Source organism: Brevundimonas sp. P7753 (assembly GCF_013386595.1).
Classification (GTDB): Bacteria; Pseudomonadota; Alphaproteobacteria; order Caulobacterales; family Caulobacteraceae; genus Brevundimonas; species Brevundimonas bullata.
Map to the genome: position 1 here is coordinate 1 of NZ_JACARP010000035.1, position 18,174 is coordinate 18,174.

General features: G+C 68.5%; 20 protein-coding genes and 1 pseudogene. 13 read left to right on the plus strand and 8 right to left on the minus strand.

The window, feature by feature from the left end:
- Positions 1-209: 209 nt before the first annotated feature.
- The 3 genes and pseudogenes from HX774_RS08380 to HX774_RS08390 all read right to left on the minus strand — a co-directional run.
- Entirely contained in the window at positions 210-989 is a 780-nt protein-coding gene (locus HX774_RS08380; RefSeq protein ID WP_178825908.1) for a GIN domain-containing protein, read from the minus strand.
- Between the two features lie 24 nt (positions 990-1,013).
- A complete protein-coding gene (locus tag HX774_RS08385) occupies positions 1,014-1,586 on the minus strand; it encodes a DUF1700 domain-containing protein (RefSeq protein ID WP_178825910.1) in 573 nt (190 codons plus the stop codon).
- Between the two features lie 107 nt (positions 1,587-1,693).
- A pseudogene (locus HX774_RS08390) lies at positions 1,694-2,017 on the minus strand (PadR family transcriptional regulator); the annotation flags it as partial.
- Positions 2,018-2,288: 271 nt separating this feature from the next.
- On the opposite strand from HX774_RS08390, the gene coxB reads away from it, so the two are divergent.
- The 11 genes from coxB (at position 2,289) to HX774_RS08445 (ending at position 12,420) form a co-directional block, all read left to right on the plus strand.
- Positions 2,289-3,227 carry a cytochrome c oxidase subunit II gene (gene coxB / locus HX774_RS08395; RefSeq protein WP_255500257.1) on the plus strand — a complete coding sequence of 313 codons (939 nt, stop codon included), beginning with the start codon at positions 2,289-2,291 and terminating at the stop codon, positions 3,225-3,227.
- Between the two features lie 23 nt (positions 3,228-3,250).
- Complete coding sequence (gene ctaD, locus HX774_RS08400; RefSeq protein WP_178825914.1) at positions 3,251-4,903, plus strand: cytochrome c oxidase subunit I; 1,653 nt, start codon at positions 3,251-3,253, stop codon at positions 4,901-4,903.
- A 64-nt stretch (positions 4,904-4,967) separates the two neighbouring features.
- Positions 4,968-5,936: a heme o synthase gene (locus HX774_RS08405; protein WP_178825916.1), complete on the plus strand. Its 969-nt coding sequence runs from the start codon at positions 4,968-4,970 to the stop codon at positions 5,934-5,936.
- A 4-nt stretch (positions 5,937-5,940) separates the two neighbouring features.
- A complete protein-coding gene (locus HX774_RS08410; protein WP_178825918.1) occupies positions 5,941-6,195 on the plus strand; it encodes a hypothetical protein in 255 nt (84 codons plus the stop codon).
- Positions 6,192-6,758, plus strand: coding sequence for a cytochrome c oxidase assembly protein (locus HX774_RS08415; protein ID WP_281269009.1), 567 nt, complete (start codon positions 6,192-6,194; stop codon positions 6,756-6,758). The genes HX774_RS08410 and HX774_RS08415 overlap by 4 nt, the downstream gene beginning before the upstream one ends.
- A 56-nt stretch (positions 6,759-6,814) precedes the next feature.
- Positions 6,815-7,693: a cytochrome c oxidase subunit 3 gene (locus HX774_RS08420; RefSeq protein ID WP_178825920.1), complete on the plus strand. Its 879-nt coding sequence runs from the start codon at positions 6,815-6,817 to the stop codon at positions 7,691-7,693.
- A gap of 59 nt (positions 7,694-7,752) precedes the next feature.
- Positions 7,753-8,100 carry a DUF983 domain-containing protein gene (locus HX774_RS08425; RefSeq protein WP_178825943.1) on the plus strand — a complete coding sequence of 116 codons (348 nt, stop codon included), beginning with the start codon at positions 7,753-7,755 and terminating at the stop codon, positions 8,098-8,100.
- Positions 8,097-8,825, plus strand: a complete 729-nt coding sequence (locus tag HX774_RS08430; protein ID WP_178825922.1) for an SURF1 family protein — start codon at positions 8,097-8,099, stop codon at positions 8,823-8,825. Before HX774_RS08425 ends, HX774_RS08430 begins: the two co-directional genes overlap by 4 nt.
- A 50-nt stretch (positions 8,826-8,875) precedes the next feature.
- Entirely contained in the window at positions 8,876-10,090 is a 1,215-nt protein-coding gene (locus tag HX774_RS08435; protein WP_178825925.1) for a pitrilysin family protein, read from the plus strand.
- A 42-nt stretch (positions 10,091-10,132) separates the two neighbouring features.
- Positions 10,133-10,756, plus strand: a complete 624-nt coding sequence (locus HX774_RS08440) for a GNAT family N-acetyltransferase (protein ID WP_178825927.1) — start codon at positions 10,133-10,135, stop codon at positions 10,754-10,756.
- Positions 10,753-12,420, plus strand: a complete 1,668-nt coding sequence (locus HX774_RS08445; protein WP_114815880.1) for a bifunctional diguanylate cyclase/phosphodiesterase — start codon at positions 10,753-10,755, stop codon at positions 12,418-12,420. The genes HX774_RS08440 and HX774_RS08445 overlap by 4 nt, the downstream gene beginning before the upstream one ends.
- 214 nt (positions 12,421-12,634) lie before the next feature.
- Here the strand turns inward: HX774_RS08445 and HX774_RS08450 are convergent, their stop codons facing one another.
- Entirely contained in the window at positions 12,635-13,204 is a 570-nt protein-coding gene (locus HX774_RS08450) for a YqgE/AlgH family protein (RefSeq protein WP_178825929.1), read from the minus strand.
- A gap of 138 nt (positions 13,205-13,342) precedes the next feature.
- On the opposite strand from HX774_RS08450, the gene HX774_RS08455 reads away from it, so the two are divergent.
- The gene (locus HX774_RS08455; protein WP_178825931.1) at positions 13,343-13,831 is read left to right on the plus strand and encodes a peroxiredoxin; all 489 of its coding nucleotides are present in this window, start codon (positions 13,343-13,345) and stop codon (positions 13,829-13,831) included.
- Between the two features lie 23 nt (positions 13,832-13,854).
- Positions 13,855-14,367, plus strand: a complete 513-nt coding sequence (locus HX774_RS08460; RefSeq protein WP_178825933.1) for a very short patch repair endonuclease — start codon at positions 13,855-13,857, stop codon at positions 14,365-14,367.
- On the opposite strand, the gene HX774_RS08465 is transcribed toward HX774_RS08460, so the two are convergent.
- The 4 genes from HX774_RS08465 to HX774_RS08480 all read right to left on the minus strand — a co-directional run bounded on the left by HX774_RS08465 (position 14,259) and on the right by HX774_RS08480 (position 18,114).
- Entirely contained in the window at positions 14,259-16,172 is a 1,914-nt protein-coding gene (locus HX774_RS08465; RefSeq protein ID WP_178825935.1) for an ATP-binding protein, read from the minus strand. The two genes, HX774_RS08460 and HX774_RS08465, sit on opposite strands and share 109 nt — an antisense overlap.
- 66 nt (positions 16,173-16,238) lie before the next feature.
- Complete coding sequence (locus HX774_RS08470) at positions 16,239-17,270, minus strand: quinone-dependent dihydroorotate dehydrogenase (RefSeq protein WP_178825937.1); 1,032 nt, start codon at positions 17,268-17,270, stop codon at positions 16,239-16,241.
- Positions 17,267-17,620: a DUF952 domain-containing protein gene (locus tag HX774_RS08475; protein ID WP_178825939.1), complete on the minus strand. Its 354-nt coding sequence runs from the start codon at positions 17,618-17,620 to the stop codon at positions 17,267-17,269. Before HX774_RS08475 ends, HX774_RS08470 begins: the two co-directional genes overlap by 4 nt.
- Positions 17,617-18,114 carry a histidine phosphatase family protein gene (locus tag HX774_RS08480; protein ID WP_178825941.1) on the minus strand — a complete coding sequence of 166 codons (498 nt, stop codon included), beginning with the start codon at positions 18,112-18,114 and terminating at the stop codon, positions 17,617-17,619. Before HX774_RS08480 ends, HX774_RS08475 begins: the two co-directional genes overlap by 4 nt.
- Between the last annotated feature and the right edge of the window lie 60 nt (positions 18,115-18,174).

Here is an 18,174-nt window from a genome sequence, read left to right on the forward strand (position 1 = left end):
GGAGAGGGCTTGAGCCTCCAGGAGCGGAGCGATTGGAGTAGGCGAAAGGGTGAGGGTTCCCGGTTGAAGTCGGCCGAAGGCCGTAGCGGACTGTCCATGCGGCGGCTTACGCCGACGGATCGGTCCAACCCTCACCCTTTCGCGCAAGAACGATCGCTGACGCTCTCGTGCGCTCAATCCCTCTCCCCCCGGGAGAGGGAAGGCGGTCATCAGTCCTGGGTGACGTCGCCCGAGCCGCTGATGTCCTGGCGCAGCTGGGCCGGGCGGCGGGTCAGACGCACCGAGCCGCTGCCCGAGACGTCGACCTCGGCCTTGCCCGTAGGACCGACCTCGGCGTCGCCGCTGCCGCTGACGCGCAGTTTGGCGTCGGTGACGAACAGCTCTTCCAGTTCGGCGTTGCCGGAGCCGGAGATATCCAGGGTTACGGCCTCGGTCTTGCCCTGGGCGCGAACCTCGGAGCTGCCGGTCAGGGTCAGGTCCAGCGCGGGCTGGTCGTAGCCGCGGATGTTCAGCTCGGTGGGACCCGACAGGTCGAAGGCCTTCACCGAGGGGGCCTTGATAATGACCTTCAACACGTCGGTCTCGCTCCAGCCGTGGATGCCCGTGCGGGTCCAGCGGATGTAGCTGCGGTCGCCGCGCGGGGCGTCGTCCATCGTCAGGCGGCCGTTGGAGAAGCGGACCCGGTCCACGACGGTCTTGGGGCCGATGACGGTGATGCCGGGCTCGTCGGCCTGCTGGTCGTAGGTGATGTCGGCGGGCAGGTTGATGGCCAGCCGCTGGTCGCCGGTCCAGGCGAGGGTGCGGGTGGTGTCGGGCGAGACGGCGCCGCGCTCGATCTTGAAGCTGTCGTCGCCGGCGTCATCGTCGGTGACCACCCAGGTCCAGTCGTGGCGGGCCAGGTCGCGGCCCCCGACGGCGAAGGCGCCGCCGATGCCGACGATGGCCAGGATCAGGCCGGCGCCGGAGATGATGAGTAGATTGCGGATCATGTCAGTTCCTCCCTCAGAACCGGCTCAGGCTTGCGATTGGGGTTCGAGCGCGGGCTTGACCACGCGGTAGTGCAGGCGGGCGTACCAGACGGTGGCGTCGATCAGCCACTTGGTCAGCAGGGCCATTAGGCCGCCCATGAACAGGCCCAGGCCCATCAGGCCGACGCCCAGCAGGGCCGCCGCCAGGGCGCCGCCCGGCACGCCGATGAAGGGGCCGACCACCAGGACGGCGCCGCCGGCCACGAAGACCGCAACCCCGGCGATCAGCAGCGACAACACCGTGCCGAACACCGGCAGGGCGATGGGCAGCAGGATCAGGATGTCGATGGCGCCCAGGCCCAGGATGCCGAAGATGGCCCCGGCGGCGGAGGAGGCGGTCTGCTCCTGTCCCCAGCGTTTGGCGCTGGCCTCGGCCTTCAGCTCGCGGGCCAGACGGTCGGGATCGCCCAGGGCCTCGGCGACCTGGGCCTCGGTGCGACCGGCGGCGAGCCCGTCGGCGAAGTGGCTTTCGTAGTCGGCGACGATTTCGTTCGCCGTCGTGGTCGGCAGCCCGACCAGGCCGCGTTGCAGGCGGGCCAGGAATTCGGCGCGGTTCATTGTTCAGCTCCCCGTTGAGCGTCTGCGGATGGGTCGGCCAGGGCGGCCGGAGCGGCAAGGGCGGCGGGTTCGACCGGCGCGCCCGCCGCAATGGCGTCGCTGTGCGGCGCGGTGTTGGCCACCAGGGCGTCGACGGCCTGGGCGAAGGCCCGCCATTCGGCGGTCTGGCCTTCCAGGGCGGCGCGCCCGGCGGTGGTCAGCCGATAGTATTTGCGTGACGGGCCGCTGGTGGACTCGACCAGATAGGTCTCGACCAGGCCGTCCGTCTGCATGCGGCGCATCAGCGGATAGATGGTGCCTTCCCCCATGCCGATGGCGTCGGACAGGCGGCTGGCGATCTCGTAGGCGTAGCTGTCGTCGCGGGCCAGCAGGGCCAGCACGCACAATCCCAGCACGCCTTTCTTCAGTTGGATGTCGATGGAGTCGGGCATGGCGTTCCCTTCGGTGATGACGAATGGGTATCGCAAGGTATCGTGTGGTGCAAGGTAGCTGTCGGTACATGACAGCGAATTAATCCGCCGAACTTTTGCCTCATGCCGTCACTTGCGCGTCTTGATCGCTTGGCAAGCGCTACCCGAGCCGATAAGGACCGGCCCTGAAACGCCGAGGTCCGTCCAGGGCCCGGGGGTGTTTGCGAATTGCTCGCAAGTATCGGCTGCGAAACGGTTTATGAGGACTCGAATGGGGATGGGCACGCGAGCCATGGCGCGGATCGGAGGCGGTGTCGCCGCGACCGCTCTTGCCGCCTTCGTCGCCGCGCCGGCGCGGGCGCAGGATCTGATGGGACAACCGACCCCGGGCGGCATCGGCCTGCAGCCCGCCGCCGCGCCGCTGAAGCACGAAGCGATCTTCTTCCACGATGTGGTGTTGATGCCGGTCATCACGATCATCACCCTGCTGGTGCTGGCCCTGCTGATCTGGATCGCCATCCGCTACAACAAGCGCGCGAACCCGGTTCCGGCCAAATGGAGCCACAACACGGTCATCGAGGTCATCTGGACCGTGGTGCCCGTGCTGATCCTGGTCGGCATCTCGCTGTTCTCGTTCCGCCTGCTGTTCGCCTACCACGACATGCCCGACCCCGACCTGACGGTGAAGGTCACGGGCAACCAGTGGAACTGGGCCTATGAGTACCCCGATCAAGGCGTGGCCGAGTACATCTCGAACATGACCCCCGAGGACAAGGCGCCGGCCCACCTCTACCGCCTGGCCGCCGACGAGCCGATGGTCGTGCCGGTCGGCAAGACCGTTCGCCTGCTCGTCACCGCCTCGGACGTCATCCACTCCGTCGGCCTGCCGGCCTTCGGTCTGAAGACCGACGCCGTCCCCGGCCGCGTCAACGAGACCTGGTTCAACGCCGAGAAGACCGGCATCTACTACGGCCAGTGCTCCGAGCTGTGCGGCGTCGACCACGCCTTCATGCCGATGCAGATCAACGTCGTCACCGAGGCTGAATTCGCCGCCTGGGTCGCCTCCAAGGGCGGGTCCATGACGAAGAAGGCTGACGAAGCCGCTGCGGCAGCCGCCGCCGCGCCCGTCGCCGCTGCTGCTCCGGCCGCCGACGCCGCCGCCCCGACCGCCGCCGCCGCTCCCGCGGCCCCCGCAGCCGCTGCCGCGCCCGTCGCGCCGGCCGCCCAGTAACAGAGACGCGAGAGCCCACGATCATGGCCACCGCTGCCGCAACGCACGACGATCATCACGATCACAAGCCGGGTTTCTTCACCCGCTGGTTCCTGTCGACGAACCACAAAGACATCGGGATGCTGTACCTGATGTTCGCCATCTTCACCGGCCTGGTGGGCGGCGCCCTGTCGGGCCTGATCCGCTGGGAGCTGGCTGAGCCGGGCATCCAGCTGTTCAAGGAAGGCACGATCATCCAGCAGCTGGGGATCGTGGAAGCCTCCAAGCACGGCTATAACGTCACGGTCACGGCCCACGCCCTGATCATGGTCTTCTTCGTCGTCATGCCGGCGACGATGGGCGGCTTCGCCAACTACTTCACGCCGATCATGATCGGCGCGCCGGACATGGCCTTCCCGCGCCTGAACAACATCTCGTTCTGGCTGCTGGTCGCCGCCTTCATCCTGCTGGTCATCTCGATGTTCGTCGACGGCGGACCGGGCATGGGCTTCGGCGGCGGATGGACCGCCTATCCGCCGCTCTCCACCATGGGCCACACGGGTCCGTCGTTCGACCTGGCGATCTTCTCGCTGCACGTCGCCGGCGCCTCGTCGATCCTGGGCGCGATCAACTTCATCACCACCATCTTCAACATGCGCGCGCCGGGCATGACCCTGCACCGCATGCCGCTGTTCGCCTGGGGCATCCTGATCACGGCCTTCCTGCTGCTGCTGTCGCTGCCGGTTCTGGCGGGCGCCATCACCATGCTGCTGACGGACCGTAACTTCGGCACCAGCTTCTTCGATCCGGCCGGCGGCGGCGACCCGGTGATGTACCAGCACCTGTTCTGGTTCTTCGGCCACCCCGAAGTCTACATCATGATCCTGCCGGGCTTCGGCATCATCTCGCACATCGTCTCGACCTTCTCGAAGAAGCCGATCTTCGGCTACCTCGCCATGGCCTACGCCATGGTCGCCATCGGCTTCATCGGCTTCATCGTGTGGGCCCACCACATGTACACCGTGGGCATGAGCATCAACCTGCGCGCCTACTTCGTGGCCGCGACGATGATCATCGCCGTGCCGACGGGCGTGAAGATCTTCAGCTGGATCGCCACCATGTGGGGCGGCTCCATCACCTTCAAGACGCCCATGCTGTGGGCGATGGGCTTCATCTTCCTGTTCACCCTCGGCGGCGTGACCGGCGTGGTCCTGTCGAACGCCGGCATCGACTACAGCCTGCACGACACCTACTACGTCGTGGCCCACTTCCACTACGTGCTGTCGCTGGGCGCCGTCTTCTCGATCTTCGCCGGTTTCTACTACTGGTTCGAGAAGATGTTCGGCGTGAAGTACAACGAGTTCCTCGGCGCGACCCACTTCTGGATCATGTTCGTCGGCGTGAACCTCGTCTTCTTCCCGCAGCACTTCCTGGGTCTGCAGGGCATGCCGCGTCGCTACATCGACTACCCGGAAGCCTACACCTACTGGAACCAGGTTTCGTCGTTCGGCTATCTGATCACCATCGTCGGCGTCCTCGTCTTCCTGGTGATGCTGGCTGAAGCCGCGATCCGTCGCCGCAAGGGCGAGGCCAATCCGTGGGGCGAAGGCGCCACCACCCTGGAGTGGACCCTGTCGTCGCCCCCGCCGCACCACCAGTTCAACGAACTGCCGGTGGTCAAGGCGGACAACCACTGATCCGACCCGGATAACCCTAGAGAGGCCGCCCTTTCGCTACCGGAAGGGCGGCCTTTGGCTTTTTATGACCATGACCGACCGCCAAGCTCCGCTCGTCACCACCGCCCAGCCGGAAGACTACTTCCAGCTGCTGAAGCCGCGCGTCATGTCACTGGTGGTCTTCACCGCCGTGACCGGACTGGTCGTGGCGCCGGGGCACCCCAACCTGTTGCTGGCCGCTATCGCCGTGCTCTGCATCGCCGTGGGGGCAGGGGCCGCCGGCGCCCTGAACATGGCGCTGGAAGGCGAAACCGACGCCCTGATGCGCCGGACGCGCGGACGCCCGGTCGCGGCGGGCCGCATCCGCAAGAACGACGCCATGGCCTTTGGCGTCGTCCTGTCGATCTTCTCGGTCATGCTGCTGGGCATGACCACCAACTGGCTGGCCGGCGGCCTGCTGGCCCTGACCATCGTCTACTACGCCGGCTTCTACACCCTGTTGCTCAAGCGCCGGACGCCCCAGAACATCGTCATCGGCGGCGCCGCGGGCGCCTTCCCGCCGGTCATCGGCTGGGCGGCCGTGACGGGCGACGCGCCGTGGCAGGCCTGGCTGCTGTTCCTCATCATCTTCCTGTGGACCCCGCCGCACTCCTGGGCTCTGGCCCTCTATTCGGCTGGGGACTACGCCAAGGCGGGCATCCCGATGATGCCGGTGGCGCGCGGGGCCAAGTCGACGCGTCTGCAGATCCTGATCTACACCCTGATCTTCGTGCCCGTGGCCATAGCCCCGGCCTTCCTGGGTCTCGGCGGCGTCGTCTATCTGGCGGTGTCGGTCGCGGGCGGCCTCTTCTTCCTGACCTTGGCGTTTCGCCTGTGGCGCTCGCGTGCGGGCGACCAGCCGGACAAGGCCGAGGCGGTGGGGCGAGAGGCCGCATTGTACGACGTCCGCGCCGAGGCCAAACCGGCCCGGAACCTGTTCGCCTTCTCCATCCTGTATCTGATGGCGCTGTTCTCGGCCTTGCTGGTCGAGCAGCTGCCGGGCCTGGGAGCCTGACCGCGTGACCCGTCCTAACTTCATCAAACTGACCGACGAACAGGTGCGCGCGCGCAAGCGCCGCAACGTGGCGATCGCCCTGGGCCTGGTCGGCTTCATCGTCCTGGTCTTCGTCGTCACGGTGACGAACCTTCAGCGCAACACCGAGGCCCGCAAGGCGGCCGAGGCGGCGGCGCTGGCCACGGTCGAGCGCGCTGATTCCGCTCTGCCCGCCGCTGTGGCGGCCCCGGAGGCGCCGGTCTCGGAGCCGACGCCGTGAAGGACCGCAAGAACCTCGTCGCGCTGATCTGCGCGGCCGTGGTCATGGGCATGACCGGCGCGGCCTTCGCCGCCGTGCCGCTGTATCGCCTCTTCTGTCAGGTGACCGGCTTTGACGGCACGGTGAAGAAGGCCGAGGCGGCGCCGACCGAGATCCTGGACCAGAGCGTCCTGATCCGTTTCGACACCAACGTCCGCAACCTGCCGATGGACTTCAAGGCCGAGCAGGTCAGCCAGCGGGTGCGAATCGGCGAGACGGGCATGGCCTATTTCAAGGTGACCAACACCTCGGACCAGCCGATCCACGCCACGGCGGCCTATAATGTCGTGCCGGAACGCGCCGGTCCCTATTTCCAGAAGCTGCAGTGCTTCTGCTTCGAGGGGCAGGAAATAGGCCCGGGCGAGACCAAGGAATTCCCCGTCCAGTACTTCGTCGCGCCCGAGATGGCGACGGACGCGGAGTCCAAGGGCGTGCGGGAAATCACCCTCAGCTACACCTTCTTCCCGACCAAAGGCTTCGCCCAGGCCGCTTCCGGCCAATCCGCTACTGGCAAAGCCGGATAGCGGACGCTATAGCCCCTGATATAACGATCTCTCGCCTTAATTCAGAGACCCCTGGAATGGCCGACGCGCACGCTAAACCGCATCACGACTACCACCTGGTGGACCCGAGCCCGTGGCCGCTGATCTCGTCCATGGCCTCCGTGGTCATGTTCGTCGGCGCGGTCATGTGGATGAAGGGCCTGTTCGGTCAGCCCGAAGGCACCAAGTGGCTGTTCTTCGCCGGTCTGGCCGGCGTGCTGTTCGCTATGTACGGCTGGTGGTCGGACGTCATCAAGGAAAGCCAGAAGGGCGATCACACCCCGGTCGTCTCGATCGGCCTGCGCTACGGCATGATCCTGTTCATCGCCTCGGAGGTGATGTTCTTCGTCGCCTTCTTCTGGATGTTCTTCGACATGGCGATCTTCAATGAATCGCGCGCCCTGACGCCGGAAGTCGGCAACTGGATGGATACGGCCGCCGCCTGGAAGACCTGGCCGCCCAAGGGCGTCGAGCTGCTGGACCCCTGGGGCCTGCCGCTGCTGAACACCGTCATCCTGCTGCTGTCGGGCACGACCGTGACCTGGGCGCACCACGCGCTGCAAGTCGGCGACCGCAAGGCCGCCAAGACGGGTCTGCTGATCACCGTCCTGCTGGGCGTGATCTTCACCGGCGTTCAGGCCTACGAGTACCAGCACATCCTGCACGAGGGTTACTTCTTCAACGAAGCCGCCGCCCAGTCGGGTCTGTATGGTTCGGTATTTTTCCTGACCACGGGCTTCCACGGCTTCCACGTCCTGATCGGCACCATCTTCCTGGCCGTCTGCCTGCTGCGTCTGCAGATGGGTCAGATGAGCCCCCAGAAGCACTTCGGTTTCGAAGCCGCCGCCTGGTACTGGCACTTCGTGGACGTGGTCTGGCTGTTCCTGTTCGCCTTCGTCTACGTCACCTTCGGGTGAAGCTGAGCGAGCCAGCCTCTGCACTTCAAACGGCGCGGGACGAACAGTCCCGCGCCGATTTGCTTGGCGGGCAGGCCGTTCGCGCCGGTCTCAGGGGGCGCTGTCCGAACTGCGGGCAGGGACGTCTGTTCCAGGGTTTCCTCAAGGTCCGCCCCGTCTGCGAAACCTGCGGCTATGACCTCGCCTCGGTCGAGACCGGCGACGGCGCCGCCACCTTCATCATGCAGATCGCCGGCTTCGTCGTCGGCTTCTCGGCCCTGGCGGTCGAGATCGCCTGGCATCCCCCTATCTGGCTGCATCTGATCGTCTGGCTGCCGCTGGTCGCCGCCCTGGCTCTGGGCCTGATGCGGCCAGGCAAGGGGCTGATGACCGCCTTGCAGATGCTGAGAACCCGAGACCCGAAATGACGACTGCCGCCCGCCCCCGTTTCCCCATCGTTCTGACTATCCTCGCCGTCGCCCTGTTGGGCGTCCTGCTGGCGCTCGGCGTCTGGCAGGTGCAGCGGATGCAGTGGAAGGAAGGCCTGATGGACGGGGCCGAGGCCGCTGCGGGCCAGCCGCCCCTGCCGCTGGCCGAGGCGCTGAAGCTTGAGAATCCCGAGTTCCGCCGTGTGATCCTGACCTGCCGCGGTCTGTCGGCGGCGCCCTATGTCGAACTGCAGTCCATCGAGAACAGCGACGCGGGTGTTCGTCTGGTTTCGGCCTGCCGCCCTGAAGGAACTGAGGACGCTCCCGTCCTGGTCGATCGCGGCTTCGTCTCCGCCGACGTCTCGGCCCGACCCACGGTGAACGCCGACGACACCATGCCGGTCGTCATCACCGGCGTCCTGCGCCGCGCCCCGGCCCCCAGCGCCCTGACGCCGCCGCCCGCCGAGGGCCGCTTCTACGGCCGTGACGCCGAGGCCATGGCCCGCGCCTTGAAGGTCGAGGGGCCGATCTCGCCCTTCACCGTCTTCGCCACGACCTCGACCAATCCCGACTGGGCCGCACTGAGGCCCTCGGCGCCGCCCGCCGCCTTCACGAACAACCACCTGGGATACGCCCTGACCTGGTTCGGTCTCGCCCTCGCCCTGATCGCCTTCTACGGGGTGCTGTTGCGCCGCCGCATGACCCGCAAGGACACAGAATCCTGACTGCTCGCCTTCACACCCTGTCCAACGGCGTCCGCGTCGTCTGCGACCCCATGCCCGGTCTGCGGACCTTCGCCTTGACCGTCGCGGTGCGCGGCGGGGCGCGGATGGAGGACGAGGCCCGCTCCGGCTGGTCGCACCTGCTGGAGCATCTGGTGTTCAAGGGCGCGGGCGACATGGGCGCGCGCGACATCGTCGAGCGGATCGAGGCCGAAGGCGGCTCGATCAATGCGGCCACCGGCTATGAGCGCACCAGCTTCGAGATCCGCGCCCTGCACGGCTCCCTGCCTCTGGCCATGCAGATCGTTTCCGACCTGGTGTTCCGGCCCACGCTAGATCCTGCTGAGATCGTCCGCGAGAAGGACGTCGTGGCCCAGGAGATCGCCGAGGCCTTCGACACCCCCGACGACCACGTCTTCGAAATGGCCCAGACGCGCGCCTATGCCGGTCAGGCCCTGGGTCGGCCCATTCTGGGCACCGTCGACAGCCTGAAGGCCGCCGACCGCGCCGCCGTGGCCGACTGGCGCGCCCGGCTCTATTCCCCCGACCGCATGGTCGTCGCCGTGTCCGGCGCGGTGGACGAGAACGAACTGCTGGCCCTGGCCGAGCGCTGGTTCGGGCAGGAGGCGGCGACGCCGCTGGCCCCGCTCGCTTCCGCCGTCTTCGTCGGCGGCGAGGCCAAGCTGACGCGCAAGATCGAACAGGCCAATCTGGTCTTCCAGTTGCCGACCATGGGGGTGCTGGACCCGCGCCTTCCGGCCCTGCGTCTGTTCACCGAAATCCTCGGCGGCGGCATGGCCTCGCGCCTGTTCCAGAGCGCGCGCGAGGACCGGGGCCTGGCCTACGCCATCGACGCCTATCAGGAAGCCTATGAGGACGCCGGGCTGCTGGGCGTCTACGCCGGGGCCGCCGCCGACCGGGCGGTGGAACTGGCCGAGGTCAGCGCCGCCGAACTGTTGGACCTGGCCGAGAAGGGGCCGACCGACGCCGAGCTTTCGCGCGCCAAGGCCGTGCTGAACGCGACCCTGTGGATGGCCGACGAAAGCCCCGCCAGCCGCGCGGGCCGCAACGCCGCCCAGACCTTGATCTTCGGCGCGCCGGTCTCGTCGGAAGACAGCGCCGCCCGCATCCTGGCCCAGACCAGCGACGACCTGCGGGCCGTGGGCCGGTCCATGGTCGAAGCCGGGCGCTCGGCCACGGCGGTTCTGGGTCCCAAGGCGGCGGCGCCCGCAGGCGCGGCCTTCACCGCGCGTCTGGCCAACCGCTAAGTCGTGGCTGGCGTCGGCGGCGCATCTCGGTAATCTGCCCGCATGGCCCTGTTCGACTGGATGGCCGAGGCGACCGGACCCGTCCTGCGCGGACAGGGGGTCTTGCTGCGTCCGCCGCGCCCGTCCGATCACGCCGAATGGGCCGAGTTGCGCGGCGGATCGCGCGACTATCTGCAGCCGTGGGAGCCGGCCTGGGCCGAGGACGACCTGACCCGCGCGGCCTTTCGACGGCGCCTCGGCGTCTATGCCCGCGAGATGGAGCTGGGCACGGCCTGGCCCCTGTTCATCTTTGATCCCGACGAAGAGCGGCTGATGGGGGCCATCACCCTGTCCAACATCCGGCGCGGCGTGGCCGAGACCGGGACGCTGGGCTACTGGATCGGTCAGCCCTATGCCGGGCAGGGCGTGGGCACGGCGTCGGCGCGCGCCATGCTGGACTTCGCCTTCGGGGCGCTGAAGCTGCACCGCATCGAGGCGGCCTGCGTGCCGACCAACCACGCCTCGCGGCGGGTGCTGGAAAAGGCGGGCTTTCGCCACGAGGGACTGGCCAAAGCTTATTTGAAAATTAACGGCGCATGGGCAGATCATCTGCTGTTCGGCGTCATCAGGGACGAGTTCGTCCCGGACCCGGCAGCGTCCAGTTCTTACACCCAGGAAACGCTTTGAACACACGATCCAGAGCGCTGGCCTGGGACCCGACGACGGCGATCGAGGCGCTGGCCGCCGCCGACGCCGCCCTGTGGATCTGGACCCCCGCCGACGACCAGATCCGCTTTACCGGGGCGACCCGCGCGCTGGGCCTCGGGCCGCTGGCGCCGGAGTGTTCGGGCGCCGCTTTCGCCGCCCTGGCCATGCCTCAGGACCGCGCCCTGGCCGACCGCCTGCTCAAGCCCCAAGCCGAGGGGACCGAGATCGCCGTGCGTTTGCGGATGCGCGGCTGCGAGACCTGCCTGTGGCGCGGCGTCTGGCTGGAGGACGGGCTGCGTGCGGCGGGCGTCGTGGCGCTGGAGACCAAGTTCGCCGGGGCTGATCGCGACACCCTGACCGGCCTGTTGGATCGCCGCACCTTCCTGGTCCGCGTGGCCGAGACCCTGGCCCAGCCAGGGGATTATGAACTGGTGGTGGCCGACGTCGATCGTCTGCGCCGCCTGAACGAGGCCTTGGGCCATGAGCGCGCCGATCTGGTGCTGTCGGCCCTCGGCTCGCGCTTGGCCGGGGCCTTTTCCAAGGACTGCTCGCCCGCCCGAATCGGCGAGGACGAGTTCGCCGTCCTGACCCGACGCAGCGCCACCAGCGCCAGCGAACGCGTGCGCGAGGCGCTGGAACAGCCGCTGCGCGTGGCGGGCTTCGACATCTATCCGACCGTCTCCATCGGCGCTGTCGCCGCCGAGGGCGGACCGGACGCGCCCGACCCCGCCGAGCTGTTGCGCCGGGTCGAGTTGGCGGTGGAACAGGCCAAGACGGCGGGGCGCGGCGGGGCGGCGGCCTATGGTCGGGCGCTGGAAACCGACAGCCTGTCGCGGCTGGCGCTGGAATCGGACCTGCGCAACGCCTTCGTGCGCGGCGAGATCGAGCCCTTCTACCAGCCCATCGTCAACCTGAAGACCGGGGCCGTGGCCGGGTTTGAGGCCCTGGTCCGCTGGCGTCACCCTCAGCGCGGCCTGGTGCCGCCCGACGACTTTTTGACCCTGGCCGACGAAATGGGCCTGATGAACGAGCTGGGTCTGCTGATGATGACCCAGGCGGCGCGTCAGCTGGCCGAGTGGCTGCATCGCCACCCCGGCGCGGGCAAGCTGTTCTGCAGCGTTAACCTGTCGGTCGGCGAGATCGAGCGCGACCATCTGGTCGAGGACGTGGCCCGCATCATCCAGGAGACCGGCCTGCCGCGCGGCGCGCTGAAGCTGGAAGTCACCGAGGGCGACATCATGCGCGACACCGCGCACGCCGCCGAGGTGCTGACGAAGCTGCGCGAGGCGGGGGCCAGCCTGGCGCTGGACGACTTCGGCACCGGCTTCTCGTCCCTGTCCTATCTGGCGCGCCTGCCTTTCGACACGCTGAAGATCGACCGCTACTTCGTTCTGACGATGAACAAGGACGAGGGCTCGGCCAAGATCGTCAAGTCGGTCGTCAACCTGGGCCGCGACCTGTCGCTGGAAGTCGTGGCCGAGGGGGTCGAGAACGCCGAACTGGCGGGTCTGTTGCTGGAGGCGAGCTGCCACTACGGCCAGGGCTTCGGCTATGCGCCCGCCCTGCCGGCCCAGGAGGCCGAGGTCTATCTGAACGAGTCGCTGGCCGACGGATCGGCGCCGATCAAGGCGCGGTCGGCGTAGGTGTCCGCCTTCCCTCTCCCGGCGGGAGAGGGCTTGAGCCTCCAAGAGCGAAGCGATTGGTTAGGCGAAAGGGTGAGGGGCTACCCTTCAAGTAGGCGAGAGCCGTGGTGCGGCGGCTTGCGCCGACGGTTGCCGACGACCCTCACCCTTTCGCGCAAGAACGCTCGCTGACGCTCTCGTGCGCTCAAGCCCTCTCCCACCAGGAGAGGGGGGATTACGCCCGTCCGCTCTGGGCCGAGAGGCGGGCGGCGTCGACGCCGAGGCCGGCCAGGGCGCGCGCCCACTTGGTCGTGTAGTCGGCGTCGAAGATCAGCGCGGGATCGGCGTCGGCCGTCAGCCAGACGTTTTCGCCGAGTTCTTCCTCCAGCTGCCCCTCGCCCCAGCCGGCGTAGCCCAGCAGCAGGATCGACTGGGCCGGACCGTGCTCGGCGTCGCTCATGGCGGTCAGGGCGTCGCGGGTGCCGGTCAGAGCCAGGCCGTCGCCGAAGCTCAGCGTGACGTCGCCATTGGTCCAGTCATCGGTATGCAGGACGAAACCGCGCTCGCGCTCGACCGGCCCGCCGATCAGCACCGCCCGATCAGACATGGCCTCCGAGACGGGCGTATCCAGCTTCTTCAGCACCTCGGACAGGGTGACGCCGGGCGCCGGCTGGTCCAGCCGCAGGCCCATGGCGTGCTCGTCGTCGTGGGCGCAGACCAGGATGACAGCGTGGCGGAAACGGTCGTCGTCTATGCCCGGCATCGCCACCAGAAGACGCCCGGTCAGGGAGGAGAAGGCGGTCATTTTCCTATCATCGGGCGGCGAGCGTCGCGACGCAAGGCGCGAGGGAACGAAGGGCGCTTGGCGATCCTTCTTCCCGTCTCTATCTGACAATTCGAACGCCGCCCGGATTCCCCGGGCCTTTCAGCCCGGAGACCCTGCATGACCATCCAGATCGGCGACCGTATTCCCGACGCGACCCTGACCACCATGACCGCTGACGGCCCCAAGCCGGTCACGACCAGCGAGCTGTTCGCGGGCAAGACCGTGGCTCTGTTCGCCGTCCCCGGCGCCTTCACCCCGACCTGCTCGGCGCGCCACCTGCCGGGCTATGTCGACAACCGCGCCGACCTGGTCGCCAAGGGCGTGGACACCGTCGCCTGCCTGTCGGTCAACGACGCCTTCGTCATGGGCGCCTGGGCCCAGGCCAATGACCTGAACGGCACGGACGACGTGGTCATGCTGGCCGACGGCAACGGCGACTTCACCCGCGCGGTCGGCCTGGCGCTGGACGCCAAGGGCTTCGGCATGGGCGAGCGCTCGCAGCGCTACTCGATGCTGGTCAAGGACGGCGTGGTCGATCAGCTGAACATCGAGCAGGGCGGCGAGTTCAAGGTATCCTCGGCCGAGCACTTGCTGGCCCAGCTCTGATCCTGTCTGTCATGGGCTGATCCATGACAGACGTCTTCACCCCGGAAAAACGCAGCGCAGTCATGCGCCGGGTGAAGGGGCGCGACACCGCGCCCGAATGGAAGGTCCGGCGGATGCTGCGCGCCGCCGGGATCGGCTACCGTCTGGGCGGCTGCGGCCTGCCCGGACGGCCCGACGTGGTGATGAAGGGGCGCAAGGTTGCGGTCTTCGTCCACGGCTGTTTCTGGCACGGCCACGACTGCCCGCGCGGGGCGCGAAAGCCCCAGGCCAACGCCGACTACTGGATCGCCAAGATCGACCGCAACCGCGCTCGCGATGCGCGGGTCGCGGCGGAGCTGACCGCCGGGGGCTGGCGGGTGCTGACGGCATGGGAGTGCCAGTTGCGTCAGTCGGGCTTCGCCGAGGAACTGGTCGCGCAGGTTCGCGGTCAGGCCGCTGCGCTCTCCGCCGCCTCGGCCGCCGCCGCCGCTTCCTCCAGCACCTGGGACAGGGCGCCGAGCAGCGATCCAGGCGTCAGGGGCTTGGACACGAAATAGTTCATTCCGGCGGCGGTGCAGGCGGCGATGTCCTCGGGCGCGGTGTCGGCGGTGACGGCGATGACCGGAACGGCGGCGTTCAGCCCGCCCCCGGCGCGCAGGCGGCGCGTGGTCTCGCGCCCATCCAGCTCCGGCATCCGCACATCCATGAAGACGACGTCGAACTGGGCCCGCTCACAGGCCTCCAACGCCGCCAGGCCGTCCTCGGCCATGGCGATTTCGCAGTCGAGGGATTGCAGGATCAACTGGATGGCGCGGCGGTTGATGGCGTGGTCGTCGACGACCAGAACGCGCAGCGGCGACTCGGCGGGTTCGCCCTCGGACAGCTCGACCTCCATCGTCGCCGCCATCTCGGGCGCTGGCGCAGGCTCTGGCGCGGGCTTGGGCTCAGGTCTGGGCGCGGTCATGACGGGCCGGCTCAGGGCGCGGGTGATCGGGGCGCGGGCCTCGGGCGCCAGACCGGGAGGCGAGGCCTCGCCCTCGGCGCCGCGCGGCAGGATGACCGACAGGGTGAAGACCGATCCCTGGCCCGGCGTGCTGCGCACCGTCAGGCGCCCGCCCATCAACTCGATCAGGTCGCGACTGATGGCCAGGCCCAGGCCTGATCCGCCGAAGCGGGCGGCGACCCCCTCGGTCGTCTGGTCGAAGGGCGTGAACAGGCGAGCGAGCTGCTCGGGCGTCATGCCGGCGCCGGTGTCCTCGATGTCGATCAGCAGGACATGGGCGCCGTCCTCGTCCGGCCAGGCGTTCAGGCGCAGGGTGATGGCCCCGTCGTCGGTGAACTTCATGGCGTTGGAGATCAGGTTGTTCAGCACCTGACGCAGGCGCATGGCGTCGCCGCGCACCATCTGGGGCAGGGTGCGGGCGCCCTCCAGCCGCAGGCGCAGCCCCTTGGCGCGGGCCGGGCCAGCCCACAGGCGGGCGGTCTGGGACAGCAGGTTGCGCAGGTCGAAGTCGCGGCTCTCGATGCTCATCCGTCCGGCGTCCAGCCGGGCGTGATCCAGCAGGTCGTCGAGCAGTTCCTTCATCATCAGACCGGCGTCGGTGATCAGGGCCACCTGCGGACGCGCCGCGCCGGACTTGGCGCCGCGATCCAGTTCTTCGGCGCCGGTCAGGATGGCGCTGATCGGGGTGCGCAGGTCATGAGCGACAGCGGCCAGGAAGGCGCTGCGGCTGGCCATGGCCGTCTCGATTTCCTTGTGCTTGCGATCGGCCTCGAGGCGAGCGGCGGTCTCCGCGCGATTGGCGCGGAACAGGGTCCGCCGCGTGTTCAGGCAGAAGACGGTGTAGGACAGGATGCCGACGGCCACGGCGGTGACGACATGGGGCGGGGCGCCCATCTGGGCCATGAACAGCGGCGTCAGGGCGAAGATCGCCAACTGGGGCAGGACGGTGCAGGCGAAGATCCGCATGGAGCCGGCCGACATGATCACCGAGTTGATCATCCCCGCAGACAAGAGCACGGCGCTGGCGATGCCGCCCATCGGCCCGCCGACGATCCAGAGCGGAATGGCGATGACGCCAAAGAAGCCCGCGTTCAGGATCAGCACCAGATCGCCATAGACGCCGCGCCATCCCACTGGCGCCTGGACGCGCCCCGCGACGACGGGGGCGAAGACCTCGGCCTCCAGAAACTGGATCAGGACGTACATCGCCATCCAGGTCGCGCTGAAGCGCCAGCCCAGCATGGGGCTGAACACCAGGGCGGTGGCGGCGCCCATCACGAGGCGCTGCAACATGGCCTTGCGGCGTTGCCGGATAGCGGGCGCCCAGATGGCTTGGGCGTCGGCGGCGATCTGCGTCATGCGACTTTCCGAGCAGGCGAATTCGCCTATCGGACCGATGATGCAGCGGCTTGCCCTAATGCTCCGTCAACGGCCGACGGCTTCGGAAATATGGGCAAAGCCCTCGGCGCGCAGGCGGGCGGCCAGGTCGCGCTTGATCGCGCCGACCAGGCCGGGGCCGTCATAGATGAGGGCGGAATAGATCTGCACCGCACTGGCGCCCGCGCGGATGCGGGCATAGGCGTCCGCGCCGCTCTCGATGCCGCCCACCGCGATCAGGGGCAGACGCCCGGCGGCGGCCTCGGCGGCGGCTTCCAGAGCTTTTTGCGCGAAGGGTTTCAGCGGCGCGCCCGACAGGCCCCCGGCTTCGCCCGCATGGCTGGACTTCAGCGTGGAGGGGCGTTCCAGCGTCGTATTGGACACGATCAGGGCGTCGATGCCGTGCGCCAGCGACGCTTCGACGATCATGCCGATCTCTTCGCCGATCAGGTCGGGCGCGATCTTCAGGAAGACCGGCGCGCCGTCGGTCGGGCGGGCCTCGTGGATGCGGCCCAGCAGGTCGTCCAGCGCCTCGCGCCCCTGCAGGGCGCGCAGGCCCGGCGTATTGGGCGAGGAGATGTTGATGGTGAAATAGTCGGCCAGACCCGCCAGACGCTTCAGACCGGCGACATAGTCCGCCGCCTTGTCCTCGGTGTCCTTGTTGGCCCCCAGATTGGCGCCGATAGCCGTGCGCTTCGGACGATGGGCCAGACGCGCGGCGAAGGGCTCCAGCCCCTCGTTGTTGAAGCCCATGCGGTTGATGATGGCCCGGTCTTCGGACAGGCGGAACAGACGCGGCTTGGGGTTGCCCGGTTGCGCGCGCGGCGTGACCGAGCCGCATTCCACGGCGCCGAAGCCGAGGCGCGACAGGCCGTCCAGGGCCTCGCCGTTCTTGTCGAGGCCCGCCGCCAGACCGACCGGGTTGGCCATCTCAAGCCCGGCGATGCGGGTCTTCAGGATCGGATCATCGGCGCCCGGCGCGGGCAGGGGCGTGATTTGCAGGGCGCGGATGGCCAGGCGGTGCGCCGTCTCGGGGTCCATCTGGCGCAGGAGAACGGCGCCGAGGTCGGTCAGGCTCATGGAAGCTCGCTCAGGATCATGTCGCCCGCGTCCGTCACCGACAGGGGGCGCGCGCCCCGCGTCGCTGCGACCGGCAGGGGGCCGTAGATATGGGGGAACAGGGCGCCGCCGCGCGACGGCTCCCAGATCAGGGTCTCGCCGAGGGCGTCGAGATCGACCTCGACCAGCATCAGGTCGCTCTGGCCCGCATAGTGTTTCGCGGCGGTCACGGCCAACTGGTCGGCGGCGGACAGGTGGATGTAGCCGTCGGCGTGATCGACGGGCGAGCCGTCATAGGCGCCCTCGGCCAGGGTCGCCCGCCAGTCGGCCCGGCTCAGGATCTTGAAGGCGGTGGTCGGCAGGTCGGTCATTTTTCCAGGTCGTGCGGCGTCAGCCAGCCTTCATAGGTGGGCCGTCCCGCGACATCGACGGTGAAGATGGCCGCCGCCCCGGTCGGGAAACCGCCGCTCATCTTGTCCATGACGCCGGGCGAGGCGGCGCTCTCGATCAGGTATTCGACCGCCAGCTGATGCACGCCCGGATTGTGCGCCACCAGCAGCAGGCAGCCCGCCTGATCCTCGGCGGCCTCGACCGCGCGACGCAGCGCATCCGATGAGGCGTTGTAGAGGGCGGGCGACAGATGCACCTCGACGTCGCCCATGGCCTCGCTGACCTCATCCCAGGTCTGACGCGTGCGCCGGGCGCTGGAGACCAGGGCCGTGTCGGGACGCAGGCCGCGTTCGGCCAGGGCCTTCCCCATGGCCAGGGCGTCGGCGCGTCCATGCTTGGACAGGGGGCGGTCGATGTCGCCGCCGGGCGCGCTCTTCTCGGCCTGGGCGTGACGCATGATGATCAGTCGCTGCATGGGGCTCGCCTTAAGGCCGTTTGCCTTCGCCGACCAGAGCATGGGCGGGCGGCCCATGGT